Genomic DNA, 21,541 nt, shown 5'->3' on the forward strand with positions numbered 1-21,541 from the left:
TAGTAAAGCAACACGCCATGTTCGGGAATAGCTAAGATTGGCGAAGGACAGCAGAAGCTTCAAGCGACCGTTGCATCAGCCGTGCGGCCACACCCGGATAAAGCCCTTCACCATCTTTGACCCACCGCACCGAGACTGGAAGCATCTGCTCTAAGGACTCCCGAGCAGTGGAGTATTCGCTCATTTTGATATATGGACTGCCTGAGTCCACCAAACTGACGACACGGCCGCAGTCGAGCATCATCTCGGCCAGAATGACGTACAGCGTCTCACGTATCAGGTGACCCGTGGGCGCTGGCAAACGTTCTGGATTTTTCTCCGGCCGCACGACCCGCAGTAGCTCCGTTTCAGTGGCCGGCACCCGCCGTTCCAGGCTTAGACGGTTCAGGCTAGCTTGCGTGTAGACGCCGGTGATGCTCTTAGTGTGCTGTAGGTGTAATGAGTACCGAACGACCCGACCCGGTATCGCCTTCACCTCGGCCCCGCTCGATGGGATGGTGCGGGCTAGGAGCACTGCGAGCTTGTCCCAGCGCTCGACAGGTGCAGGCTTCGCCACAGTGGTCCCCTTCGTCGTGGTTCGCCGAGTCTGTCAGACCACCCGGACCGACGACGTCTTCTTGGCGCTGAGCACGTCAGCGATGCCGTACCGCACGGCGTCGAGGGCGTGGTTCCAGTCGTCGATCGGGACGTTGAGGCTCTTCCCCGTCTTCTTGTCGACCTTCCGGACGTAGTTGCGTAGCTCCTTGATGAGGTTCACGCTCCGTGCCGTGACGTAGAGCTTCTGCTGCTGCACGAGCTGGATGCCGTAGTCAATCGAGTCCGGTCCCTTCACGGCACCCGTGATCGTCACGCCGTAGTCCCGGATCTCAGCGATGCTCTTCGGCTCGCTGGAGTCACCGATCGTCAGCGTGTGGATACGCCCGACGTAGTTGCCGTCCTGGGCGGCTGGAGCGAGCCCCTCGGCCCGTCGTAGGGCGTTGGCCAGGGCCTTGTTCTTCTGGTCGGTCAGGTACAACTGCTCATCGAGCAGGAAGCCGCCCTGATAGCGGTAGACGTCCACGATGGCGAACGGGTCGTTCGTGAAGCCGAAGTCGAGGGTGTGGCGCAGCAGCGTGGCCCCGGCTGGGACGCCCTCCACCTGCTCCCAGTTGTCGTAGATGACGCCCTCTAGGATGCCGATCTCCCCCAGGCCGTACACACGCCAGTAGTTGGTGTCGTGCATGCGGCTCTCGATCGAGCGGACGATGACCGGCGCCAGGGCCTCGTTGTCCCGGTACGTCAGCTTGAGGAAGTCGTGCACGTTGTGCGGCATGACCTCGGTGTGGACCCAGAACTCACTGGTCGGGTTGTAGTCGAGGATGATCAGCTCGCGGGTACGTGTCTCGAGCTGCGTGTAGATCTCGTAGCTCACGTTGTTGCACTCGTTGAGGAAGAGCACGTCACGACGGGGGCCGTGCGCCTTGCTGCTGTCGACGGAGAAGAACTCGATCGTGGCGCCGTTGGGGAAGGTGTAGGTGTTGTAGACGGTGCTCCAGGCACCCTCCTCCCAGTAGCGCTGAGCCTTCATGATGAAGCCGAAGTCTCGGATCGCACCGAGCCGGAAGTGGGGCATCGACTCAGAAACCACGCTGATCAGGATGTCGAGATTTGTCTGAGCGACGTGGATCAGGTACGCCAAGATCGAGAACGTCTTGCTGGCGCTCGTCCCACCCTGGATGATGCGGAGCCGTCGGGTGAGGCTACTGATCTTGTGGAGTGCGGTCGTCTGCTTGAGCAGGGCCATTGTCGTCCTCGATTACCAGCGGACCAGGGGTCGCTAGGCCGGCGAGGAGTGGGATCGGCATGTCGCCAGAGGTGTGTTCGATGGCGTGCTTGTCAGACCAGTCCTGGTGCTTGCCCTGGTAGTTGTTGATGAGGGAGAACTTGGCACCGTTGCTGTCGGCGCTGAAGAGCTGAGCCTCGGCGTACTCCTCGCAGCGCTGCTTCGCACCCTCTATCGAGTTAAAGAACTTCTCACGAGCCTGGTAGTTCAGGATCGACTGACGAATGAGTCCGAGCGCACGAGCGAGCCCGCTGATCGTGTAGGGCTTCTGGTCCATGATGACGCTCCGCTCTTCGAACATCGTCTCGCCGTTGGTCTTTCAACCCGAGACAACCATGTGCGTCTCGACGTGAGGGTCCTGCTTGTCGAAGTAAGCCTGGATCGCTAGATCGAGAGCTTCGACTGTCTCGTACTTAAGCGGTCGACCGCCTGCGCGCTTCTCCGGTTGTGTTGGGGCGTCTTGCAAATACCACTGTTATAGCACATCGCCAGTCAGGTGAACAGAACCATCCGTCAGAGCAGGATACCTGCTGAATGCTTCGCTGCGGGAAATGTACTTCTTCCTCCGCACTTCTCTGAACCACGTTGTTCCAGCGGCATCTTGAAGAACCAGCAGATACTCACCGACAGGCGTGCCTACCGGATACTCATAGGTCACTTGCGACTCGGTACCAGGCTGGATGATCGGGTCCCAATAGTAGCCCAGCACGCTACGGTTAGGGCTGGATGACGGCTTTTTGACGTACAGGCGAAGGATCTTGTTGCCTTCGATCCCTGGTTCCCCCAACACAGCAGCATAGGGAATCACCCCACCGCCAGTGTTTACTAGCCTCACCTGGACGCTGAAGAGGTCATCGTCGGGACCCGCCTCCGTGACGTCTGAGCCGATGACGATGTTATCGATGTACTTGTTCTTCTTGTCTTTCTGCTCTCGCCAGTACAGGAACAGAGCGACGAAGACGGCAGCCAGCGTGCCGATCCCGCTCACCCAGTCAGCGACGGAACCGATGCCAGCAGTGGGGTCAGCCATGCTTGGAGCCTACTGGTGCGCCTCCACCATGTAGTCCACCAGCACCTTCGCCTTGCACCGTGTGCAACCCAGCACAGCAAACCAGGCCGATCCTCTAAACCGGTCGTTCTCCGCCGTCACGGTCTGCCTGAACCGCTGCCAGGAGTGCTCGCACGTGCTCCACTCAGAAGAGCGGTGTTCCGTTGAAGGTCGAGGATGAGAGTCCTATCGCCGACGCTTCTTTCCTCGTATCTGCGAAGCTCGTGCCCTGATCCAACCGGCCACCGGGTCGGGCGCTGGCCAGTTCTCCGGGTCACGCCGATGCTCCAACATCTCTCGATCGTAGAAATCGACTTCTTGCAGGACGTCTCTATTGTCACCGTTCCTCGCCATTACATCAAGACCGTTGTGACTGACCTTCTTGATGGAATCGGCTATACCTTTCAATCCCTTTGCGGCGTCGTGAACTGTATAAAGGGTGACAACACGGCGTTTCATGTAGATGGACCAGTCCATAGTCGAGGGAGTACTTAGCTCTTCTCCATCAATGCCCGAGTACGAGACAGTTCCCTTATGCACCTCCGGCAGGTCGGTCTTCTTTCGAACAATCCCGTTGTCCCACATGGCTCGCCACTCCTGCCCAGGAGCAAGCATCGGGATGACCTCGGGAATCGGAATCTTCGTCCTCGTCGAGCTTCCTTCGCCCCTCGCCATCTCTGGCCATGGCTCGATCTGTACCCGAACGTCTCGTGCGGGCGTGAGGCCGAAGTTCTTGATGACGATGTCTAGGAGAGCCATAGAAGCGACGCTCGGCTCCATGAACATCACGACTGAGGGCTGCGATCGATCTCGGTCCAGCTTCGCCGTGAGCGCCCGTGCTTCTCTCGCCTCGTTGATCTGACCTCGACCGGCGAGGATGGCGACAATGAGAGCAATTACGGCGACGACGGCTGCTAGGACGGTGGCGATCGAGGCAAGCCAGTCGGCGGCGTTCGGGCTGTCCAGGGCCTCAATCAGCCGTTCTGCGTGCGTCCGCCACTCTTCGGGTGTCATGGGCCCGATCCTGGCAGGAAACACCGACAGCGCAGCGCACAGCTCCTGTCAGCGTGGGGTACTTCGCTACTCCACGCCTCGTCGAGGAACAGCACTCCCCTGGTGGCGCGCGCGACGGCTCCCGGTCGGATCCTGCCGCTCCCGCCGCCGACGATCGCTGCGGCGGAGGCGGAGTGGTGCGGGCTCTCGAACGGCGGGCGACGCACCAGCCTGCCGCCGGTGTCCTCGCCGACGAGCGAGCGCATGCACGTCGCCTCGAGCGCGGCCTCGTCGTCCAGATCGGGCAGGATCCCCGGCAGGCGCGAGGCGAGCATCGTCTTCCCCGCCCCAGGCGGACCGAGCAGGAACACGTGATGGCCACCCGCGGCCGCCGCGACCATCGCGGAGGCCGCCTCCTCGTTGCCGATCACGTCCGCGAAGTCGAGCTGCGACACCGGTACCCGCGCGGCAGGAGGCGGCGCCGAGCGCTAGCGCACTCCTCCAAAAGACGATCGCGCGCTGCAAGCGCTCCTCAGGACGAGAACCTGACGCTGAAAGCGCTCCGCGGCGCGGCGAGCAGGCGCGGGGCCCTACTCGTCGAGGGCGAGCTCCTTCGGGAGCTCGAACTCCTTGCGGGAGAGCTCCTCGACGTTGACGTCCTTGAAGGTGAGGACGCGGACGGACTTCACGAAGCGGTCGGAGCGGTAGACGTCCCAGACCCACACGTCGCGCATGGTCAGCTCGAAGTAGAAGTCGTGCTCGGTGTCGCGGCGGACCAGCTCGACCTCGTTGGCGAGGTAGAAGCGCCGCTCGGTCTCGACGACGTACGAGAACTGCGAGACGACGTCGCGGTACTCCCGGTACAGTGCCAGCTCGACCTCGCGGTCGTAGTCCTCGAACTCGTCCTCATCCATCGTCAGACGATTCTACGCGACGGCGCCCGGCGCCGGGACCGCGCTAGGCCGAGACGGGGTCGGCCTCGCGCGAGCGCGACAGCCAGGTGACCCGGTGCAGCGGTGACGGACCGACCCGCTCGAGGCCGGCCCAGTGCGCGGCGCTGCCGTAGCCCTTGTTGCTGTCCCAGGCGTAGTCGGCGAACTCGTCGTGGTGGCGCACCATCTGCCCGTCGCGCCCGACCTTCGCCAGCACGGACGCGGCCGAGACGGAGGCGCAATCGCGGTCGGCCTTCACTCGGGTGACGATCGTCAGCTCCGCCGCCCAGGGGCCGAGCGCGGGCGTCAGCCAGTCGTGCTTGCCGTCGAGCAGGACGACCGAGCGCGCGAGGTCCACGCCCTGGTCGACGAGGCGCTCGATGCCGCGGGAGGCGGCGCGGCCGAGGCCGGCGATGATCCCCGTGTCGTCGATCTCGTCGGCGGAGGACTCGCCGATCGCCCAGCCGGACACCCACTTCACGACGCCGGGCAGCAGCGCCTCGCGGCGGGCCGGGGCGAGCATCTTCGAGTCGCGCAGGCCCTCGGGGAAGCGGCCGCAGCGCGACCCGATCGCGACGACACCGACGGACACCGGGCCCGCGATCGCGCCGCGACCGACCTCGTCGCAGCCGATGACGCTCTCGTAGCCCTGGCGGAACAGCCGGCGCTCCTCACGGAGGTCCGGCTCGGCGACGACCATCTAGCGCTCGCCCGCGGTCGCCCGGTCGTCCTCCGACTGCTCGTCGGACGCCTCGGTGTCGACCCCGCGGAAGACCGACGGGTAGTCGTCCAGCCAGGCCCACTGCTGCACCGGCCAGGTGACCAGGATCGCGCGGCCGACGACGTTGTCGATCGGCACGAAGCCGTTGCCGGGCTTGTCGGTGTTGTAGCGGGAGTCGGCGGAGTTGTAGCGGTTGTCGCCCATCACCCAGAGCGACCCCTCGGGCACGACCACGTCGAACGGGGTCGCCGAGACCGCCTGGACGCCGTCGGGCAGCTTCACGTACGGCTCCGAGATGGGGTTGCCGTTGATCTCGACCTGGCCGAGCGGCGTGCAGCAGGTGACGTGGTCGCCGGGCAGGCCGATCACGCGCTTGATCAGGTGGTCGTTGCTGTCCGGCGCGGTGAGGCCGACGAGCGCGAGGGCCGAGTCGATCGCGGCCTGGAAGGCGGGCACGTCGGGCTCGGTCGACGGCGAGAGCCAGCCGCCCGGATCGCGGAAGACGACCACGTCGCCGCGGGAGATCGGGACGACGCCGGGAACCAGCTCGTTCACGAGGATCCGGTCGTTCTCGACCAGCGTCTGCTCCATCGAGGAGGACGGGATGTAGAACGAGCGGATGAGGAACGTCTTCACGAGGAACGACACGAGGACCGCGACGACGACGATGATCAGCACGTCGCGGAGGAAGAGGAGCACCCCGCGGCGGCGGCGGGGACGGTGCTCGCCGTCCGGATCGGCGGAGTGACGGCCGCCCTCGTGCGGGAGGGTCACGGGGGCCGTGCTGTCTGTCATCGCGTGCCGTGGCCCCTACTGTGGTCGACCCGCGCGGTGCAGCGCCGATCTGTGGATCACCGGGTCGTTGCGTCCCGGAAAAGGGTCGGACCCCGGTCCATCATAGATGGGCCGGGGTCCGGGAAGAGCTGTTCGGACGCCGCTCAGGCGTCGCGCTTCTCCTTGATCTTCGCCTTCTTGCCGCGGAGGTTGCGGAGGTAGTAGAGCTTCGCGCGACGCACGTCACCGCGGGTGACGACCTCGATGTGGTCGATCACCGGGGAGTGGACCGGGAAGGTGCGCTCGACGCCGACCTGGAAGCTGACCTTGCGGACCGTGAAGGTCTCGCGGACGCCCTCGTTGGAGCGGCCGATCACGACGCCCTGGAAGATCTGGATGCGCGAGCGGGTGCCCTCGACGATGTTGACGTGCACCTTGACGGTGTCGCCGGCGCGGAACTCGGGGATGTCGGTGCGGAGTGACGCCGCATCGAGTGAGTCGAGGATGTGCATGCTGTATCGCTCTCCGTGCCCGCCACAGGTCGAACACCGTTTCGTTGATGGAAGTCGGTCGTGCCCACGTCGTCGCGGCTCCCCTGTGGCAGAGCCTGCGCGAGGCACAAGCGCTCATTCTGCCATGCCGCCGGAGCGCCCGTCAAAGCGACGGGCGGTGCGGTAGCGGAACAGCCTCCCTGACTGCGCAGAAGTTGCGGTAGTCGGCCGCGACTACCGCAACTTTCGATGGCTCGACGCCGGGGTCGCCGGTCGGGTTCCCGCCAGTACGCAGAAGTTGCGGTAGTCGAGCGCGATTACCGCAACTTGTGAGGAACGGGTGGAGCGTCGCGGGCGCGCTGTCGGCGGCGCTCGGCCTCAGAGGACGATCGTCTGGCCGTCCTGGGGGCGGTCCGGGTCGTAGCGCTCCTCCTCCACGGGGCGCGGGCCGCCCTGGGCCTGCACCTCGGCCGCCGCGGCGAACGCGAGCAGCGTGGCGCGCGCATCCGTGAAGAAGCGCCACACAGAGTGCCCGAAGGCGACGACACCCAGCAGGATCGAGAGCAGTCCGAGCGCCCAGGCGCCGGGAGGGAAGAAGCCGAACGCGATCAGCGACGCGTGCCACGCGCCCAGTGTCGCGACATCGCCCCACGCGGGCGTCCGCGAGGGCCGCACGGTCACCCGAAACGCCACGATGCTCGCCACCACGGCCAGAGCGACCGCCAGAATAGGGAGAGCGATGACCAGGCCGAGCACGGTCCAGCCGCTCGATCCCCCGAAGAGTCCGTACCCCAGGAGGATCCAGAGCGGCAGGACGACCGCCGCCGGGTACAGCCAGGAACCGAAAGCCCGTCTCGTGCGCATGCACCGACGGTACCCACGACCGCTGAAGAACGCCTCAGCGACCACCGAGAGGATCAGCATGATCGAGCTGCGCACACCCGCCGAGATCGAGGAGATGCGCCCGGCCGGCCGCTTCGTCGCCGAGGTGCTGAAGGCGACGTCGGCCGCCGCGGCCGTGGGCGTCAACCTGCTCGAGCTCGACCGCCTCGCGCACGACATGATCCGCTCGGCCGGCGCGGAGTCCTGCTACATCGACTACCACCCCTCGTTCGGCGCCAGCCCCTTCGGCAAGGTGCTCTGCACCTCGGTCAACGACGCGGTCCTGCACGGCCTGCCCTTCGACTACCGCCTGCGCGACGGCGATCTGCTGACCCTCGACTTCGCCGCCTCGGTGAACGGCTGGGTCGCCGACTCCGCGCTGACCGTCTCCGTGGGCACGTCGCGCGCGCAGGATCAGAAGCTGGTCGACACCACGACCCGCGCGCTCGAGGCCGGCATCGCCGCCGCTCAGCCGGGGAAGAAGATCGGCGACATCTCCGCCGCCATCGCCGCGGTGGCGCACGCCGAGGGCCTCAGCATCAACACCGACTTCGGCGGTCACGGCGTCGGCCGCACGATGCACGGCGACCCGCACATCCCCAACGACGGCCGCGCCGGCCGTGGCTACCCCCTGCGCCCGGGCCTCGTCATCGCGATCGAGCCGTGGTTCCTGCAGAGCACGGACGAGATCTACACGGACAAGGACGGCTGGACCCTCCGCAGCCGCGACGGCTCGCGCGGAGCGCACATGGAGCACACCATCGCCATCACGGAGACCGGCAACATCGTCCTCTCCGCCCGCGACTGACGCCGTCCGGGACTTCTTTGTAAGAACTGGTGGACAGCGCCAGTATCGGATAGCAATACTATCCGCATGCGCGTCTCGGAGCTCAGCCACCTCAGCGGTGTCAGCCTGCCCACCATCAAGTACTACATCCGCGAGGGGCTGCTGCCTCCGGGCACGGCCTCCGGGCCGCAGCGCTCGGAGTACGGCGACGCCCACCTCGCCCGGCTCCGCCTGCTCCGGGCGCTGATCGAGAGCGGCGGTGTCGGCATCGCCGGCGCGAAGCGGATCACGGCCGTCCTGGACGAGGACGCTCCCCCGGCCTACGCGTTCGAGGTGGCGCAGGACGTCGTGTCGGCGAACGTCGACTCGGAGGCGCCGGCCTCGGCCGACTCGCTCGAGCGGGTCCGCGCGCGGGTCGGCGTCGAGTACTGCGAGCACCCCGCCGTGCGGACGGCGGCCCGGGCACTGGATGCGCTGGAGCTCTCCAGCGGCGGCATGACGCCGGCGTGGCTCGAGGCCTACGCCCGCGCCGCCGAGATCGTCGCGAGCGCGGACCTGGACGAGCTCGAGGCGCGGACCAGTGTGAGCGAGCAGACGTCCATCGCCGCGGTGGGAACGGCACTGGGCGACGTCGTGCTGCAGTCGATGCGCCGCGTCGCCCAGGCGCGCGAGACGCAGCGGAGGTTCGGTAAGAGCCAGCACCCCGCGCCCGCCTCCGAGGACAGCGCGACGCACGACAGCGCGGAGGCGGCGCGATGACCGCCACTATCCAGCACCCGGCCCGCACGGCCGAGTCGCCCGCCCGACCGCACCATCCGCTCGTCGTCCTCGCCGCGGCGATGGCCGTCGGCGTCCTGGCCTGCCTCGTCCTCCTGCTCGTCGATCCCCGCGAGCTCGGCGGTCAGCCGCTCTGGGCGAAGCCGCTGAAGTTCTGCCTCTCGATCGCGGTGTACGCGCTGACGCTCGCGTGGCTGATCGGCCTCGTCCCCGAGCGGCGCCGCCGGCTCGCACGGCTGCTCGGCACGGTCGCCGTCGCCGGACTCGGCATCGAGATGGTCGTCATCGCCGGCGCCGCCGCGGTGGGCGTCACGAGCCACTTCAACGTCACCACCCCCCTGCATTCCGCGCTCTGGGCGGCGATGGCGGTGTCGATCGTCGCGGTCTGGCTGGTCACGCTGGTCCTCGCGGGACTCCTCGCAGGGGTGCCGCTGGCCGACCGATCCGTGACTCTCGCGGTGCGCGCCGGTCTCGTGATCGGTCTCGTCGGGATGGCGCTCGCGTTCCTGATGACCGGGCCGACCGCGGCGCAGATCTCCGACTACCAGGGCGTCGTCGGCGCCCACGCGGTCGGCGTGGACGACGGCGGCCCGGGGCTGCCGCTGCTCGGCTGGAGCACCACCGGCGGTGACCTCCGCATCCCGCACTTCGTCGGGATGCACGCGCTGCAGGGGCTGCCGCTGCTCGCCTTCGCGCTGGCGCGGCTCCGCACGCGGGTGCCGCTGCTCCGGGACGCGACGCTCCGGCTGCGGCTGGTCGGGATCGCCGTGCTCGGCTGGTCCGCCCTCGTCGCGCTGACCTGCTGGCAGGCGCTGCGCGGTCAGTCGATCGTCGCTCCGGACCCGCTGACGCTCGCGGCGGGCGGTGCGGTGACGCTCGTCCTCGTGGTCGCGGCGGTCGTCGCGATCCGTCGCGCGTCCGCGGCGGTGGCCCGATGAGCCGGCTGCGGCACGGCTGGACACCGAGCGCGGTGGTCTACCTGCTGCTCGCGGTGGCCGGACTCGTCGGCACCTGGACCTACAACGTCCGGGCGGTGCTCGAGAGCGTCGACTTCCTCGGCGATCTCGCGAGCGGTGGTCCGGCGGTCTCGTCGATCACGACGGACCTGCTGGTGGTCGCGATCGCCGCCGTCGCCTTCATGATCGCCGAGGGCCGCCGCATCGGGATGAAGCGCGTCTGGATCCTCGTCCTGCTCGCGCCGCTGGTCGCCCTGGCGTTCGCCTTCCCGCTCTTCCTCGCCCTCCGCGACCGCCACCTCACCCTCGCCCTCGCCCGCGAGCCCTGACCCCCGCCGTCGCGAGATGCCACTTATGAGCGCGACACGCCGTGAAAAGCGTGCACAAGTGGCATCTCGCACGATCGGATCGAGTCAGGCGCGCAGACGCGAGATGCCACTTATGAGCGCGACACGCCGTGAGAAGCGTGCGCAAGTGGCATCTCGCGGGGAGGGGTCAGGTCAGGGCAGGAGCTCGGGGCGGACGCGGCGGGTGCGCTCGACGCTCTGCTCGTGGCGCCAGGCGGCGATCGCTCCGTGGTTGCCGCTGAGCAGCACCGGGGGGACGTCGAGGCCGCGCCAGGACGCGGGCTTGGTGTAGCTGGGGTACTCGAGGAGTCCGTCGGAGTGGCTCTCCTCGACCAGGCTCGCGGGGTTGCCGACGACGCCGGGCACGAGGCGGCCGACGGCCTCGATCATCGCCATCACGGCGACCTCTCCCCCGTTGAGGACGTAGTCGCCGAGGCTGATCATCCGCACGCGGGCGCGCTCGGCCGTGTGGTCGACGACGCGCTGGTCGATGCCCTCGTAGCGGCCGCAGCCGAAGACGAGGGACGACTCCTGCGCGAGCTCGCGCGCGGTGGCCTGGGTGAAGACCTCGCCGGCGGGTGAGGGGAAGATCACCAGCGGGTCCGTCACGGGTTCGAGGATCGCGTCGAACGCCTCGCCCCACGGCTCCGGTCGCATCACCATGCCGGCGCCGCCGCCGTAGGGAGTGTCGTCGACGGTGCGGTGCCGGTCGTGGGTGAACGAGCGGAGGTCGTGCACGCCGAGCTCGATCAGCCCGCTCTGGCGCGCACGCCCGAGCAGGCTGATGTCGAGGACGCCGAAGAACTCCGGGAAGATCGTGACGATGTCGATCTTCACGACCGCGGCTCCTCCTGGGAGTCCGGGGTCGCGACAGCGGGCTCGGCGCCGGCGTCGATCGACGCGGAATCGGTCGCGTCGGCATCGCTCGAGTCGGCATCGCTCGAGTCGGATTCGTCCTCCTCCTCAACCGGAGCGGCCGCGGCCAGCTCGGGGTCTAGGAGGTCGACGCCGCTGAGGTCCACCTCGGCGGGCTCCTCCTCGGGAGCCTCCTCGAAGAGACCGATCGGCGGAGTGACGGTGACGACACCGGCGACCGGGTCGACGGAGGGCACGATCGCGTTCACGAACGGCACCATGACCTCGCCCGCGGGGGTGCCGACGATGAGGAGGTCCTGCGCGGGGAAGTGGTCGACGCGGCGGACGACGCCGACCTCGCGGCCGTCGCGCACGACGGACATGCCGACCAGCTGGTAGTCGTACCAGGAGTCGTCGTCGCCGGGCTCGGTCTGCACCGCCTCGTCGATCCAGAGGATCGCCTTGAGGAGGGTCTCGGCGGCGTCGCGGTCGGCGATGCCCTTGAAGAAGGCGACGGGGTGGCTGTTGTACCAGCGCAGCTCGACGAGCTCGAGCTTCTTGCCGTGCCACTCGGAGGTGCGGGGCACCTGGAGCGTGAAGGTCGCGCCGGGCGTGAAGCGCTTGTCGGGCTCGTCGGTGTAGAGCTCGAGCTTGATCGCACCCTTCAGCCCGTGGGCCTTGGTGAGTCGGGCGACGCGGAGCTGCGTCGTGCCCGCTGCGGGGGCCGCCACCCTACTTGTCGGTGTCGACGACGTCGACGCGCACGCGTCGCCCGTCGGCGAGGGCAGCGACGAGAGTGCGGACGGCCTTGGCGGTGCGACCGGAACGTCCGATCACGCGGCCGAGGTCCTCGGGGTGCACGCGCACCTCGAGGACCTCTCCGCGCGGGGAGCTCGTAGCCACGACCTTGACCTCATCGGGGTTCTCGACGATCCCCTTGACGAGGTGTTCGACGGCGGGAGCGAGCACGGACTACGCCTCGGTGGAGGCTTCGTCGGCGGCGGGCGCCTCGGGCGCGGTGGCCTTGGCGGGAGCCTCGGACTTCGGCTTGAGGACCGGCTTCTTCTTCGCGTCGACGACGAACGGAGCCTTGGTCTCCTTCACCTGGACGGTGCTGACGGCGTCGGCGTCGCCCTTGAAGCGGCCCCAGTCGCCGGTCAGCTTGAGGATCGCGGCGACCTGCTCGGTCGGCTGCGCGCCGACTCCGAGCCAGTACTGCGCGCGCTCCGAGTCGACCTTGATGAACGAGGGCTGCTCGGTCGGGTGGTACTGACCGATCTCCTCGATCACGCGGCCGTCGCGCTTGGTGCGCGAGTCGGCGACGACGATGCGGTAGTAGGGCGCTCGGATCTTGCCGAGGCGCTTCAGACGAATCTTGACAGCCACAATTCTCCTGTGTGGTCGTTGACCGTGAGGTCGATGATGGATGAACTGAGCCGTGAGCGTGGGGGCACACCCGGCCGGAAGCTCGAGGGGGTTTCTTCGGCGGTGAGTAGAGGGTCGACCGCCTCGGACCCGACGGATCATTCTGCCAGAAAAACCCGCGCCGCGCGGCGCCGACACGGGACGACCGACCCGCGGCTTCCGCACCGGCCCGGGTGCGAGGATGTGGGGGCGCGTCCCGACCCGGTGGACGCCGGACTGACGAGGACGCCGTCATGGAGATCACCTTCGCCGAATCCGACCGCTCCACCCTCGGGATCGAGTGGGAGGTCGCCATCGTCGACCGGCAGACGGGCGACCTCGCCAATGTCGCCGACGTCGTGCTCGAGGCCCTCCGCGGCGAGGACGGGTCGCCGCACCCGCGGATCACCGGCGAGCTGTTGAAGAACACCGTCGAGCTGGTCTCCGGTGTGCACCGCACCGTCCGCGACGCCGTCGCCGATCTGCAGGACCAGCTGCGCCAGGTGCGCGAGATCACCGATCCGATGGGCCTGGACCTGGTCTGCTCGGGCTCGCACCCGTTCGCCCAGTGGTACGACCAGACCATCACCGACAAGGAGCGCTACCACCGGCTGATCGACCGGACCCAGTGGTGGGGCCGGAACATGATGATCTGGGGCATCCACGTGCACGTGGGCATCGAGGACCGCGACAAGGTCCTCACGATCCTCAACTCGCTCCTCGACTACTACCCGCACCTCCAGGCGCTCTCGGCGTCCAGCCCGTTCTGGGGCGGGGTCGACACGGGCTACGCCTCGAACCGCGCGCTGATGTTCCAGCAGCTGCCCACAGCGGGGCTGCCGCCGCAGTTCGGCGCCTGGGCGAACTACGAGGAGTACGTCGATGACATGATGCGCACCGGCGTCATCGACGACCACACCGAGGTCCGCTGGGACATCCGCCCCTCGCCGCAGTGGGGGACGATCGAGATGCGGGCCTGCGACGGCCTGTCCTCGCCGGAGGAGATCGGCGCGGTCGCGGCGCTCATCCAGTGCCTGGTGGAGCACCTGTCGACGAAGCTCGACGAGGGCGAGACCCTCGCGACCATGCAGCCCTGGTACGTCCGGGAGAACAAGTGGCGCGCGGCGCGCTACGGACTCGACGCGGAGATCATCCTCGACGCGGCCGGCAACGAGCGGCTCGTGACCGACGACATCCGCGATCTGCTCGAGACGCTCGCGCCGGTGGCCGAGCGCCTGGACTGCACGGCGGAGCTGGCGGACGTCGAGCTCATCCTCGTCGCCGGGGCGAGCTACCAGCGCCAGCTGCGGACGGCGGCCGCGAACGACGGGGATCTGAAGGCCGTGGTCCGCGCGCTGGCCGGCGAGCTGCGCGACGGGCTCCAGGACCCGCGGGCATGACGAGGCGGCTGCTGGCCGGCGCGGCCCTGCTCGGCGCCGGCGCCCTGGCGCTGGCCGGCTGCTCGAGCGCCACGAGCGGGAGCACCGGAGCCAGCACCGCACCCAGCGCCTCCTCCTCCGCGAGCGCCTGGCCGTCGCCGACCCCGGACCCGCTGTCCGACTCCGCGCCGCTCGCCCTCGGCGGCGCCCTGCCGGCCGGCTCGCGCGTGACGATCGTCGGCGACAGCATCGTCCGCGGCCTGGGGCTCGAGCCCGGGCAGGCGTGGCCGGCGCTCGTCGGCGACGACCTGGGCTGGAGCGTCGTCAACCTCGGCTGCGACGGCGGCGGCTTCATCGAGCCCGGCGACTGCGGCGTCGCGATCGGCGACCGGGCCGAGGAGATCGCCGACACCCGGCCCGACGCGATCGTGCTGATCGCGAGCAGCAACGACCTGGGCTGGACCCCTGAGGAGGTCGCGGACGCGATGGGGCCGGCGGTCGAGGCGATCGCCGAGGCGTCGCCGTCGGCGCGGCTGATCGCACTCGACTCGGTCTGGGGCCCGGATCCGCGGCCCGAGGACCTGAACGCCTACGACGCGGCGCTCGTCCAGGACGTCGAGGCGGCGGGCGGCATCGCGCTGGAGTACCCGGACCCCCTGCGCCCCGACGGCCTCCTGGCCGAGGACGGCGTGCACCCGACCGCCGAGGGTCAGGTCGCGCTGGCCGACGCCTTCGTCCTCGCCGCGGAGAAGTCCGGCCTCGCGCAGGAGATCCCCGGTGATCAGCGGGCGACGGACGCGCCCGGCTGATCCCGGGGATCCGCTCAGCGCGTGGTGCTGTTCTTGCCGTCGCGCCAGGACAGCAGGTCGCGCACCGGCTGGAGGTCGATGTCCGGGCCGGTGATGCCGAGCGTGAACAGGCGCGCGCCGAGGTCGAACTGCTGGTCGAGGACGCCGAAGGAGGCGTCGCCCACTCCCCCGCGGACGCTCGCGCCGGTCGAGATCTCGATGGCGTCGAGGTCGCGGTCGACGCGCGAGCACCACTCGCCGAGCACGCCGAGCTTGCGCTCGAGGGTGGGGACGTCGGAGAAGCTGTGCCAGATGTCGGCGTGCTCCGCGACGATGCGGAGGGTCTTCTTCTCGCCGCCGCCGCCGATCATCACGGGGATGTCGCGGGTGGGCGCGGGGTTGAGCTTCTCCCACCGGGCGCGGATGCGGGGCATCGCCTCCGAGAGCTCGTCGAGGCGCGAGCCGGCCGTGCCGAACTCGTAGCCGTACTCCTGGTAGTCGCGCTCGAACCAGCCGGAGCCGATGCCGAAGATCAGGCGGCCCTCGGCGCCCTTGGCGCTGATGTGGTCGACGGTGCGGGCCATGTCGGCGAGCAGGTCGGGGTTGCGGTAGGTGTTGCAGGTGACGAGCGGGCCGAACTCGATGCGGCTGGTCTGCTCGGCCCAGGCGGCGAGCATGCTCCAGCCCTCGAAGTGCAGGCCGTCGGGCTCGCCGGAGAGCGGGTAGAAGTGGTCCCAGTTGAAGGCGATGTCGACGCCGATGTCCTCGAGCTCGGCGAGCGTGTCGCGGATGACCTCGTAGGAGACGTGCTGCGGAGCGATCTGGACGCCGATGCGGACGGGGCGCGAAGAAGCGGTTGTCATGCCTTCACGCTAGACCTCGCGGCGGGCGGACTGCACGGCTCTCGTGGTGACGGTGGTGGGTCTCGATACGCCCCGGCGGGGTTACTCGACCAGCATGAGGCGGACCCCTGCTGATCGAGCAGCCCGCTCAGCGGGCGCATCGAGATCCGATCGGGGCGGCTACTCGCCGGCCGGGTCGGGGGACGCGGTGGGGGCCTCGTCGGTGGTGGAGCGGGCGAGCTTGACGACGGTCGCGCCGTCGGCGTCGAAGAGGCGGAGGCGGCCGCCGTCGATCGAGGCCATCATCGCGTCGGCGAAGATCGCGGGGAGCGCCACGCCGTCGCAGGCCATCATCGTGCTCGGCCCCGCGTCCACGCTCAGCGATCCCTCGTCATCGATCGACCACTCGCCCTGCACGCCGTTGCAGCCGTCCGATCCGGTCCAGGTGCCGTCCTCGGCGAGGAGCAGGAACGGCACCTCCGGCGACTCGTAGGAGACCCCGGTGACCCAGCGGCCGACCAGCTCGTCCGGGGACGGAGCCGACGCGGCGTCGACTCCGGAGCCCTCGGAGCAGCCGGTGAGGCCGAGGGCCAGGGCGGCCGCCGCGGCGACCGCGAGACCGGCGCGGGCCGCCCTCATCGGCCGAGGAGCTTCTGCAGCTGCTCGAGCTCCTCCGGCGTCGGCTGCGCGCCCGCACCCGCGCCGCCGCCCAGGCCGAAGCCCGAGCCGCCCGCGTTCGTCGACTGCGGAGCGGAGCCGATCGCCGCGTTCTCGGCGGCGCGCTTGGCGGGGTTGCCCGACTTGCTGCTCTTCTTCTTCTGCGGCTTCGGGCGGCCCTGGTAGCCGGCACCGGGCACGGGACCCATGCCGGGCACGTTCGGCATGCCGCCCTTGGCCACGGTCTTCATCATCTTCGCCGCCTGCTCGAAGCGGAGGACGAGCTGGTTGACGTCGGTCACGGTCATGCCGGAGCCGCGCGCGATGCGCAGGCGCCGCGAGCCGTTCAGCAGCTTCGGGTTCACCCGCTCCGCCTTGGTCATCGACTGGATGATCGCCTCGGTGCGGACGATCTCGCGCTCGTCGAACTGGTCGAGCTGCTCGCGCATGCCCTTGGCGCCGGGCAGCATGCCGATCATCTTCTTGATCGAGCCCATGTTGCGCAGCTGCTGCATCTGGCCGAGGAAGTCGTCGAGGGTGAACGTGTCCCCCATGATCTTCTCGGCGATCTTGCGCGCCTCGTCCTCGTCGAAGGCGCTCTGCGCCTGCTCGATGAGGGTGAGCACGTCGCCGAGGTCGAGGATGCGGCTCGCCATGCGGTCGGGGTGGAACTGCTCGAAGTCGTCGAGCCCCTCGCCGGTGGAGGCGAAGAGGATCGGGCGGCCGGTCAGCGACGCGACCGACAGGGCCGCGCCTCCGCGCGCGTCGCCGTCGAGCTTGGACAGCACGACGCCGGTGAAGTCCACGCCCTCCTGGAAGGCCTTCGCGGTGGCGACCGCGTCCTGGCCGATCATCGCGTCGATGACGAAGAGGACCTCGTCGGGGTTCGTGACCCGGCGGATGTCGGAGGCCTGCTTCATCATGTCCGCGTCGACGCCGAGGCGGCCGGCGGTGTCGATGATGACCGTGTCGTACTGCTTGTCGGTCGCGAAGCGGATCGCGTTCTGCGCCACCTTGACCGGGTTGCCGACGCCGTTGCCCGGCTCCGGCGCGTAGACCGCGACGCCGGCCTGCTCGCCGACGACCTGCAGCTGCTGCACCGCGTTGGGACGCTGGAGGTCGGCCGCGACGAGGAGCGGCGTGTGGCCGTCCTTGCCGAGGTACTTGCCGAGCTTGCCGGCGAGGGTCGTCTTGCCCGCGCCCTGGAGGCCGGCGAGCATGATGACCGTCGGCGGGCGCTTGGCGAACTCGAGGCGGCGCGACTGGCCGCCGAGGATCGCGACGAGCTCCTCGTTGACGATCTGGACGACCTGCTGCGCGGGGTTCAGCGCCTTGTTCACCTCGTCGCCGAGGGCGCGCTCGCGCACCTTGCCCGTGAACGCCTTGACGACGTCGAGCGCGACGTCGGCGTCGAGCAGCGCGCGCCGGATCTCGCGGACGGTGCCGTCGACGTCCGAGGCCGAGAGCTTGCCCTTCGTGCGCAGGTTCTTGAAGGTCTCGACGAGTCGATCGGAGAGGGTGCCGAAAGTAGCCATGATGCCGGGAATTCTACCGGAGCCCGCTCGGAGGTCGGACGATCGGCGGCCGACGCGATTAACTGTACCGAGTGCAAGAAGGCGTCTAAGGTGGCGGGATGATCGAGACCCTCCTCGCCGGCGACGCCGGACACCCCCTGGACTACCGCGACGGCTGGGAGCTGCAGCGGCGGCTGCACGGCGAGGTCGTCGCCGGCGCGCGGCCCGGGACGCTCGTGCTCTGCGAGCACGCCGCCGTCTACACGGCGGGCAAGCGCACCCAGCCGCACGAGCGCCCCGACGACGGCTCCCCCGTCGTCGACGTCGATCGTGGCGGGCGCCTCACCTGGCACGGGCCCGGCCAGCTCGTCGGCTATCCGATCATGCGCCTCCGCGAGCCGGTGGACGTGGTCGCCTACGTCCGCGCGCTCGAGGGCGTGCTGATCGACGTGCTGGACGACCTGGGTGTCGCGGGCGTCAGGGTCGACGGGCGCTCGGGCGTCTGGATCCGTCGGGACGAGGGCGGCGCCGACAAGATCGCCGCGATCGGCATCCGGGTGGCGCACGGCGTCGCCATGCACGGCTTCGCTCTCAACGTCTCGAACAGCCTGGAGCCCTACTCCCGCATCGTCGCGTGCGGCATCGCCGACGCCGGCGTCACCACCGTCGAGCGCGAGCGCGGCGAGGCGCCCGCCATGTCGGCGGTGCGCGCGCGGGTCGAGGCGCGGTTCCGGGAGGCGGCGCCCGCCTTCGTGGACGTGGCCGCGATCTCGGAGGGGGTGGCCGCGTGAGCGCCGACATCGGCGGACGCAAGCTCCTGCGCCTCGAGGTCCGCAACGCCGAGACGCCGATCGAGCGCAAGCCCGAGTGGATCAAGACGAAGGCCGTGATGGGCCCCGAGTACCGGCAGCTGCAGTCGCTGGTGAAGGACGAGGAGCTGCACACCGTCTGCCAGGAGGCCGGCTGCCCGAACATCTTCGAGTGCTGGGAGGACCGCGAGGCGACCTTCCTGATCGGCGGCTCGCAGTGCACGCGCCGCTGCGACTTCTGCCAGATCGACACCGGCAAGCCGGCCGACTACGACGCGGACGAGCCGCGCCGCGTGGGCGAGTCGGTGGCGCGGATGAACCTGCGCTACGCGACGGTCACCGGGGTCGCCCGCGACGACCTGCCGGACGAGGGCTCGTGGCTCTACGCCGAGACGATCCGCGAGATCCACGCGCAGGCGCCGGGGACGGGCGTGGAGATCCTGGTGCCCGACTTCACGGGGCGCGCCGAGCACCTGCAGCGGGTGTTCGACGCGCGGCCGGAGGTCTTCGCGCACAACGTCGAGACGGTGCCGCGCATCTTCAAGCGGATCCGGCCGGCGTTCCGCTACGAGCGCTCGCTCGACGTGCTGACGCAGGGCCGCGACGCGGGGCTGATCACCAAGTCGAACCTCATCCTCGGCATGGGCGAGGAGCGCGAGGAGATCTCGCAGGCGCTGCAGGACCTGCACGACGCGGGCACGGACATCGTGACGATCACGCAGTACCTCCGCCCGACTCCGCGGCACCTGCCGGTCGACCGCTGGGTGCACCCGGAGGAGTTCGTGGCGATCAAGGAGGAGGCGGAGGACATCGGCTTCCTCGGCGTGCTGTCCGGACCGCTGGTCCGCTCCTCCTACCGCGCCGGCCGCCTCTGGGCCCGCTCGATGGAGTCGAAGGGCCTGCCCGTCCCGGAGCACCTGCGCCACCTGGCGGACGCGGCCCTCACCTTCTCCCAGGCGGTCTGACCGCGCCTCCCGCCTCCCTCTCTCCGCGAGATGCCACTTGTGCACGCCTTTCACGGCGTGTCGCGTGCACAAGTGGCATCTCGCGAGGAGGGGCAGCGGTGGGTGACCCCGCCTCGTATCCTGGACGCATGTCCACGGCCACGGTGCGAGCAGTCCTCCTGCGCCGAGCGCTGGAGACGCATCGCGCCGCAGTGGACGAGGTCCTCGCCCGGTACGGAGCGCGCGAGCCGCGGCTCTTCGGCTCCGTCGCTCGCGGCGACGCCCGTCCGGACAGCGACATCGATCTGTTCGTCGACCTCGAGAACGGCAGGGGCAACGCCCTGCTGCGGGTCGCGGGGATCGGCGAGGAGATCAGCCGCATCCTCGGGGTGCGGGTGGACGTGGTGACGGAGTCGCTGCTCCGCAGACCCGTCTCGGAGACAGCGCACCGCGACATGGTCGCCCTGTGAGCAGATCGCCGGAGGACCGCTTCTCGGACATCCGCGCGGCGATCGACCGCTGCATCGAGTACCGGCCCTACCTCAGCGGCGCCGACACCGCGATGGCTGGGATGGCGCTGGACGCGGTCCTGCGCAATCTCGCCGTGATCGGAGAGGCCGTGCGAGCACTCCCCGATTCTGCTCTGGCCGAGTTCGACGGCGTTCCCTGGGCGGCCATCGCGGGGCTCCGCAACGTGATCATCCACGAGTACTTCCGCATCCAGCCCGAGCTGATCGTCGAGATCCTCGACGAGGAGCTCCTGCCCCTGGCCAAGGCACTCCGGACCCGACGCCTCTGACTCACCCCGCGAGATGCCACTTGTGCGCGCCTTTCCCGGCGTGTCGCGTGCACAAGTGGCATCTCGCGGAGGGGAAGGGGCAGGGACGCGTCAGGCGACGAGTTGGGCGGCGAAGACGTGGGGGGTGAAGCCGGTGAGGTCGTTGATGCCCTCTCCCTGGCCGACGAGCTTGATCGGGATGCCGGTCTTCTCCTGGACGGCGAGGACGAAGCCGCCCTTGGCGGAGCCGTCGAGCTTGGTGATGACGAGGCCGGTGACGCCGGCGTGCTCGATGAAGGCCTGGGCCTGCATCAGCCCGTTCTGACCGGTGGTGGCGTCGAGGACGAGGAGGATCTCGGAGATCGGCGCCTGCTTCTCGACGACGCGCTTGATCTTGCCGAGCTCGTCCATCAGGCCGCCCTTGGTGTGCAGGCGGCCGGCGGTGTCGATGATGACCATCTCGATGCCGTGGGTCTTGGCGTACTCGACCGTCTGATAGGCGACGGAGGCCGGGTCCTGGCGCTCCTGCTGCGGCCGGACGATCTGCGCGTCGGCGCGCTGCGCCCAGGTGGCGAGCTGGTCGACCGCGGCGGCGCGGAAGGTGTCGGCGGCGCCGACCACGACGCTCCGGTCGAAGTTGCGGAGGAACTTGGCGAACTTGCCGATGGTCGTCGTCTTGCCGACGCCGTTGACGCCGACCACGAGGATCACGGCGGGGCGCTCGCTGAGCTTCAGCGTCGTGTCGTACTTCGAGAGGCGCTCCTCGAGCGACTCGCGGAGCATGCGCTGCAGGTCGCGGGGGTCGGTGGTGTTGTAGCGGTCGACCTTGGCGCGGAGGTCCTCGACCATCTCCTCGGTGATGTCCGGCCCGAAGTCGGCGGTGATCAGGGCGGTCTCGAGGTCGTCCCAGGTCTGGTCGTCGATCGTGCGCTTCTCGAACAGGCCGCGGAGTGCGCGACCGAGCGACCAGGAGCTGCGTTCTGCCATGCGCCCAGGCTACCGGCGCGCGCGGGGGGCGAGCTGCGGCGCGGGGCGGGTCCG

27 protein-coding genes and 2 pseudogenes are annotated in these 21,541 nt (G+C 69.1%); 10 read left to right on the forward strand and 19 right to left on the reverse strand.

The features are described from left to right. Window positions 1-31 precede the first annotated feature (31 nt). The 11 genes and pseudogenes from HQQ82_RS02630 to HQQ82_RS02680 all read right to left on the reverse strand — a co-directional run bounded on the left by HQQ82_RS02630 (window position 32) and on the right by HQQ82_RS02680 (window position 7,645). Window positions 32-556: a hypothetical protein gene (locus HQQ82_RS02630; RefSeq protein WP_173231525.1), complete on the reverse strand. Its 525-nt coding sequence runs from the start codon at window positions 554-556 to the stop codon at window positions 32-34. Between the two features lie 33 nt (window positions 557-589). Next, window positions 590-1,783, reverse strand: a complete 1,194-nt coding sequence (locus HQQ82_RS02635) for a PBSX family phage terminase large subunit (protein ID WP_173231526.1) — start codon at window positions 1,781-1,783, stop codon at window positions 590-592. Further along, complete coding sequence (locus HQQ82_RS02640; protein WP_173231527.1) at window positions 1,740-2,099, reverse strand: terminase small subunit; 360 nt, start codon at window positions 2,097-2,099, stop codon at window positions 1,740-1,742. The genes HQQ82_RS02635 and HQQ82_RS02640 overlap by 44 nt, the downstream gene beginning before the upstream one ends. Window positions 2,100-2,297: 198 nt before the next feature. After that, on the reverse strand, window positions 2,298-2,852 hold the full coding sequence (locus HQQ82_RS02645; protein ID WP_173231528.1) for a hypothetical protein: 555 nt from the start codon (window positions 2,850-2,852) through the stop codon (window positions 2,298-2,300). A gap of 204 nt (window positions 2,853-3,056) precedes the next feature. Next, entirely contained in the window at window positions 3,057-3,884 is an 828-nt protein-coding gene (locus HQQ82_RS02650) for a hypothetical protein (RefSeq protein WP_173231529.1), read from the reverse strand. A gap of 74 nt (window positions 3,885-3,958) precedes the next feature. After that, window positions 3,959-4,306: pseudogene (locus HQQ82_RS02655) on the reverse strand (ATP-binding protein); the annotation flags it as partial. A gap of 147 nt (window positions 4,307-4,453) precedes the next feature. Then, window positions 4,454-4,777, reverse strand: a complete 324-nt coding sequence (locus HQQ82_RS02660; RefSeq protein WP_056044100.1) for a DUF2469 family protein — start codon at window positions 4,775-4,777, stop codon at window positions 4,454-4,456. 43 nt (window positions 4,778-4,820) lie between these two features. Next, a complete protein-coding gene (locus tag HQQ82_RS02665; protein WP_173231530.1) occupies window positions 4,821-5,495 on the reverse strand; it encodes a ribonuclease HII in 675 nt (224 codons plus the stop codon). Further along, a complete protein-coding gene (gene lepB / locus HQQ82_RS02670; protein WP_173231531.1) occupies window positions 5,496-6,311 on the reverse strand; it encodes a signal peptidase I in 816 nt (271 codons plus the stop codon). 143 nt (window positions 6,312-6,454) lie between these two features. Beyond that, window positions 6,455-6,802 (reverse strand): 50S ribosomal protein L19, encoded by a 348-nt coding sequence (gene rplS, locus HQQ82_RS02675; RefSeq protein ID WP_159985112.1) that lies wholly within the window; start codon window positions 6,800-6,802, stop codon window positions 6,455-6,457. Window positions 6,803-7,159: 357 nt separating this feature from the next. After that, window positions 7,160-7,645: a hypothetical protein gene (locus HQQ82_RS02680; RefSeq protein WP_173231532.1), complete on the reverse strand. Its 486-nt coding sequence runs from the start codon at window positions 7,643-7,645 to the stop codon at window positions 7,160-7,162. A 58-nt stretch (window positions 7,646-7,703) separates the two neighbouring features. Here HQQ82_RS02680 and map point away from each other — a divergent pair, with 58 nt between their 5' ends. From map to HQQ82_RS02700, 4 genes are all read left to right on the forward strand, one after another. Next, window positions 7,704-8,471, forward strand: coding sequence for a type I methionyl aminopeptidase (gene map / locus HQQ82_RS02685; RefSeq protein ID WP_173231533.1), 768 nt, complete (start codon window positions 7,704-7,706; stop codon window positions 8,469-8,471). 66 nt (window positions 8,472-8,537) lie between these two features. After that, window positions 8,538-9,209 carry a MerR family transcriptional regulator gene (locus HQQ82_RS02690; protein ID WP_173231534.1) on the forward strand — a complete coding sequence of 224 codons (672 nt, stop codon included), beginning with the start codon at window positions 8,538-8,540 and terminating at the stop codon, window positions 9,207-9,209. After that, entirely contained in the window at window positions 9,206-10,165 is a 960-nt protein-coding gene (locus tag HQQ82_RS02695; RefSeq protein WP_173231535.1) for a hypothetical protein, read from the forward strand. The genes HQQ82_RS02690 and HQQ82_RS02695 overlap by 4 nt, the downstream gene beginning before the upstream one ends. Further along, entirely contained in the window at window positions 10,162-10,512 is a 351-nt protein-coding gene (locus tag HQQ82_RS02700) for a DUF2834 domain-containing protein (RefSeq protein ID WP_173231536.1), read from the forward strand. Before HQQ82_RS02695 ends, HQQ82_RS02700 begins: the two co-directional genes overlap by 4 nt. A gap of 171 nt (window positions 10,513-10,683) precedes the next feature. Here the strand turns inward: HQQ82_RS02700 and trmD are convergent, their stop codons facing one another. The 4 genes and pseudogenes from trmD to rpsP form a co-directional block, all read right to left on the reverse strand. Next, complete coding sequence (trmD, locus tag HQQ82_RS02705; protein WP_173231537.1) at window positions 10,684-11,367, reverse strand: tRNA (guanosine(37)-N1)-methyltransferase TrmD; 684 nt, start codon at window positions 11,365-11,367, stop codon at window positions 10,684-10,686. Window positions 11,368-11,558: 191 nt separating this feature from the next. Further along, a pseudogene (rimM, locus tag HQQ82_RS19730) lies at window positions 11,559-12,116 on the reverse strand (ribosome maturation factor RimM); the annotation flags it as partial. A 1-nt stretch (window position 12,117) separates the two neighbouring features. Continuing rightward, window positions 12,118-12,354 (reverse strand): RNA-binding protein, encoded by a 237-nt coding sequence (locus tag HQQ82_RS02715; protein ID WP_123445714.1) that lies wholly within the window; start codon window positions 12,352-12,354, stop codon window positions 12,118-12,120. A 3-nt stretch (window positions 12,355-12,357) separates the two neighbouring features. Continuing rightward, the gene (gene rpsP / locus HQQ82_RS02720; RefSeq protein WP_173231539.1) at window positions 12,358-12,771 is read right to left on the reverse strand and encodes a 30S ribosomal protein S16; all 414 of its coding nucleotides are present in this window, start codon (window positions 12,769-12,771) and stop codon (window positions 12,358-12,360) included. A gap of 272 nt (window positions 12,772-13,043) precedes the next feature. Between rpsP and HQQ82_RS02725 the strand changes: the two genes are divergently transcribed. Together HQQ82_RS02725 and HQQ82_RS02730 are read left to right on the forward strand one after the other, a co-directional pair. Continuing rightward, complete coding sequence (locus tag HQQ82_RS02725; RefSeq protein WP_173231540.1) at window positions 13,044-14,189, forward strand: glutamate--cysteine ligase; 1,146 nt, start codon at window positions 13,044-13,046, stop codon at window positions 14,187-14,189. Beyond that, window positions 14,186-14,977, forward strand: coding sequence for an SGNH/GDSL hydrolase family protein (locus HQQ82_RS02730; RefSeq protein WP_173231541.1), 792 nt, complete (start codon window positions 14,186-14,188; stop codon window positions 14,975-14,977). The genes HQQ82_RS02725 and HQQ82_RS02730 overlap by 4 nt, the downstream gene beginning before the upstream one ends. 14 nt (window positions 14,978-14,991) lie before the next feature. Here HQQ82_RS02730 and HQQ82_RS02735 read toward each other — a convergent pair whose 3' ends face one another. The 3 genes from HQQ82_RS02735 to ffh all read right to left on the reverse strand — a co-directional run bounded on the left by HQQ82_RS02735 (window position 14,992) and on the right by ffh (window position 17,990). Beyond that, window positions 14,992-15,819, reverse strand: a complete 828-nt coding sequence (locus tag HQQ82_RS02735; RefSeq protein WP_173231542.1) for an LLM class F420-dependent oxidoreductase — start codon at window positions 15,817-15,819, stop codon at window positions 14,992-14,994. Between the two features lie 159 nt (window positions 15,820-15,978). Continuing rightward, window positions 15,979-16,437 (reverse strand): META domain-containing protein, encoded by a 459-nt coding sequence (locus HQQ82_RS02740; protein ID WP_173231543.1) that lies wholly within the window; start codon window positions 16,435-16,437, stop codon window positions 15,979-15,981. Continuing rightward, entirely contained in the window at window positions 16,434-17,990 is a 1,557-nt protein-coding gene (gene ffh, locus HQQ82_RS02745) for a signal recognition particle protein (protein ID WP_173231544.1), read from the reverse strand. Before ffh ends, HQQ82_RS02740 begins: the two co-directional genes overlap by 4 nt. Window positions 17,991-18,088: 98 nt before the next feature. Here ffh and lipB point away from each other — a divergent pair, with 98 nt between their 5' ends. The 4 genes from lipB (at window position 18,089) to HQQ82_RS02765 (ending at window position 20,521) form a co-directional block, all read left to right on the forward strand. Then, the gene (gene lipB / locus HQQ82_RS02750) at window positions 18,089-18,760 is read left to right on the forward strand and encodes a lipoyl(octanoyl) transferase LipB (RefSeq protein ID WP_173231545.1); all 672 of its coding nucleotides are present in this window, start codon (window positions 18,089-18,091) and stop codon (window positions 18,758-18,760) included. Then, window positions 18,757-19,743 (forward strand): lipoyl synthase, encoded by a 987-nt coding sequence (lipA, locus tag HQQ82_RS02755; RefSeq protein WP_173231546.1) that lies wholly within the window; start codon window positions 18,757-18,759, stop codon window positions 19,741-19,743. Before lipB ends, lipA begins: the two co-directional genes overlap by 4 nt. 128 nt (window positions 19,744-19,871) lie before the next feature. Then, window positions 19,872-20,192, forward strand: coding sequence for a nucleotidyltransferase family protein (locus tag HQQ82_RS02760; protein ID WP_173231547.1), 321 nt, complete (start codon window positions 19,872-19,874; stop codon window positions 20,190-20,192). After that, entirely contained in the window at window positions 20,189-20,521 is a 333-nt protein-coding gene (locus tag HQQ82_RS02765; RefSeq protein WP_173231548.1) for a HepT-like ribonuclease domain-containing protein, read from the forward strand. Before HQQ82_RS02760 ends, HQQ82_RS02765 begins: the two co-directional genes overlap by 4 nt. A gap of 90 nt (window positions 20,522-20,611) precedes the next feature. On the opposite strand, the gene ftsY is transcribed toward HQQ82_RS02765, so the two are convergent. Beyond that, on the reverse strand, window positions 20,612-21,487 hold the full coding sequence (gene ftsY, locus HQQ82_RS02770) for a signal recognition particle-docking protein FtsY (protein WP_173231549.1): 876 nt from the start codon (window positions 21,485-21,487) through the stop codon (window positions 20,612-20,614). Between the last annotated feature and the right edge of the window lie 54 nt (window positions 21,488-21,541).

This window comes from Rathayibacter sp. VKM Ac-2856 (assembly GCF_013205055.1).
In the GTDB taxonomy this organism is placed as follows: domain Bacteria; phylum Actinomycetota; class Actinomycetes; order Actinomycetales; family Microbacteriaceae; genus Rathayibacter.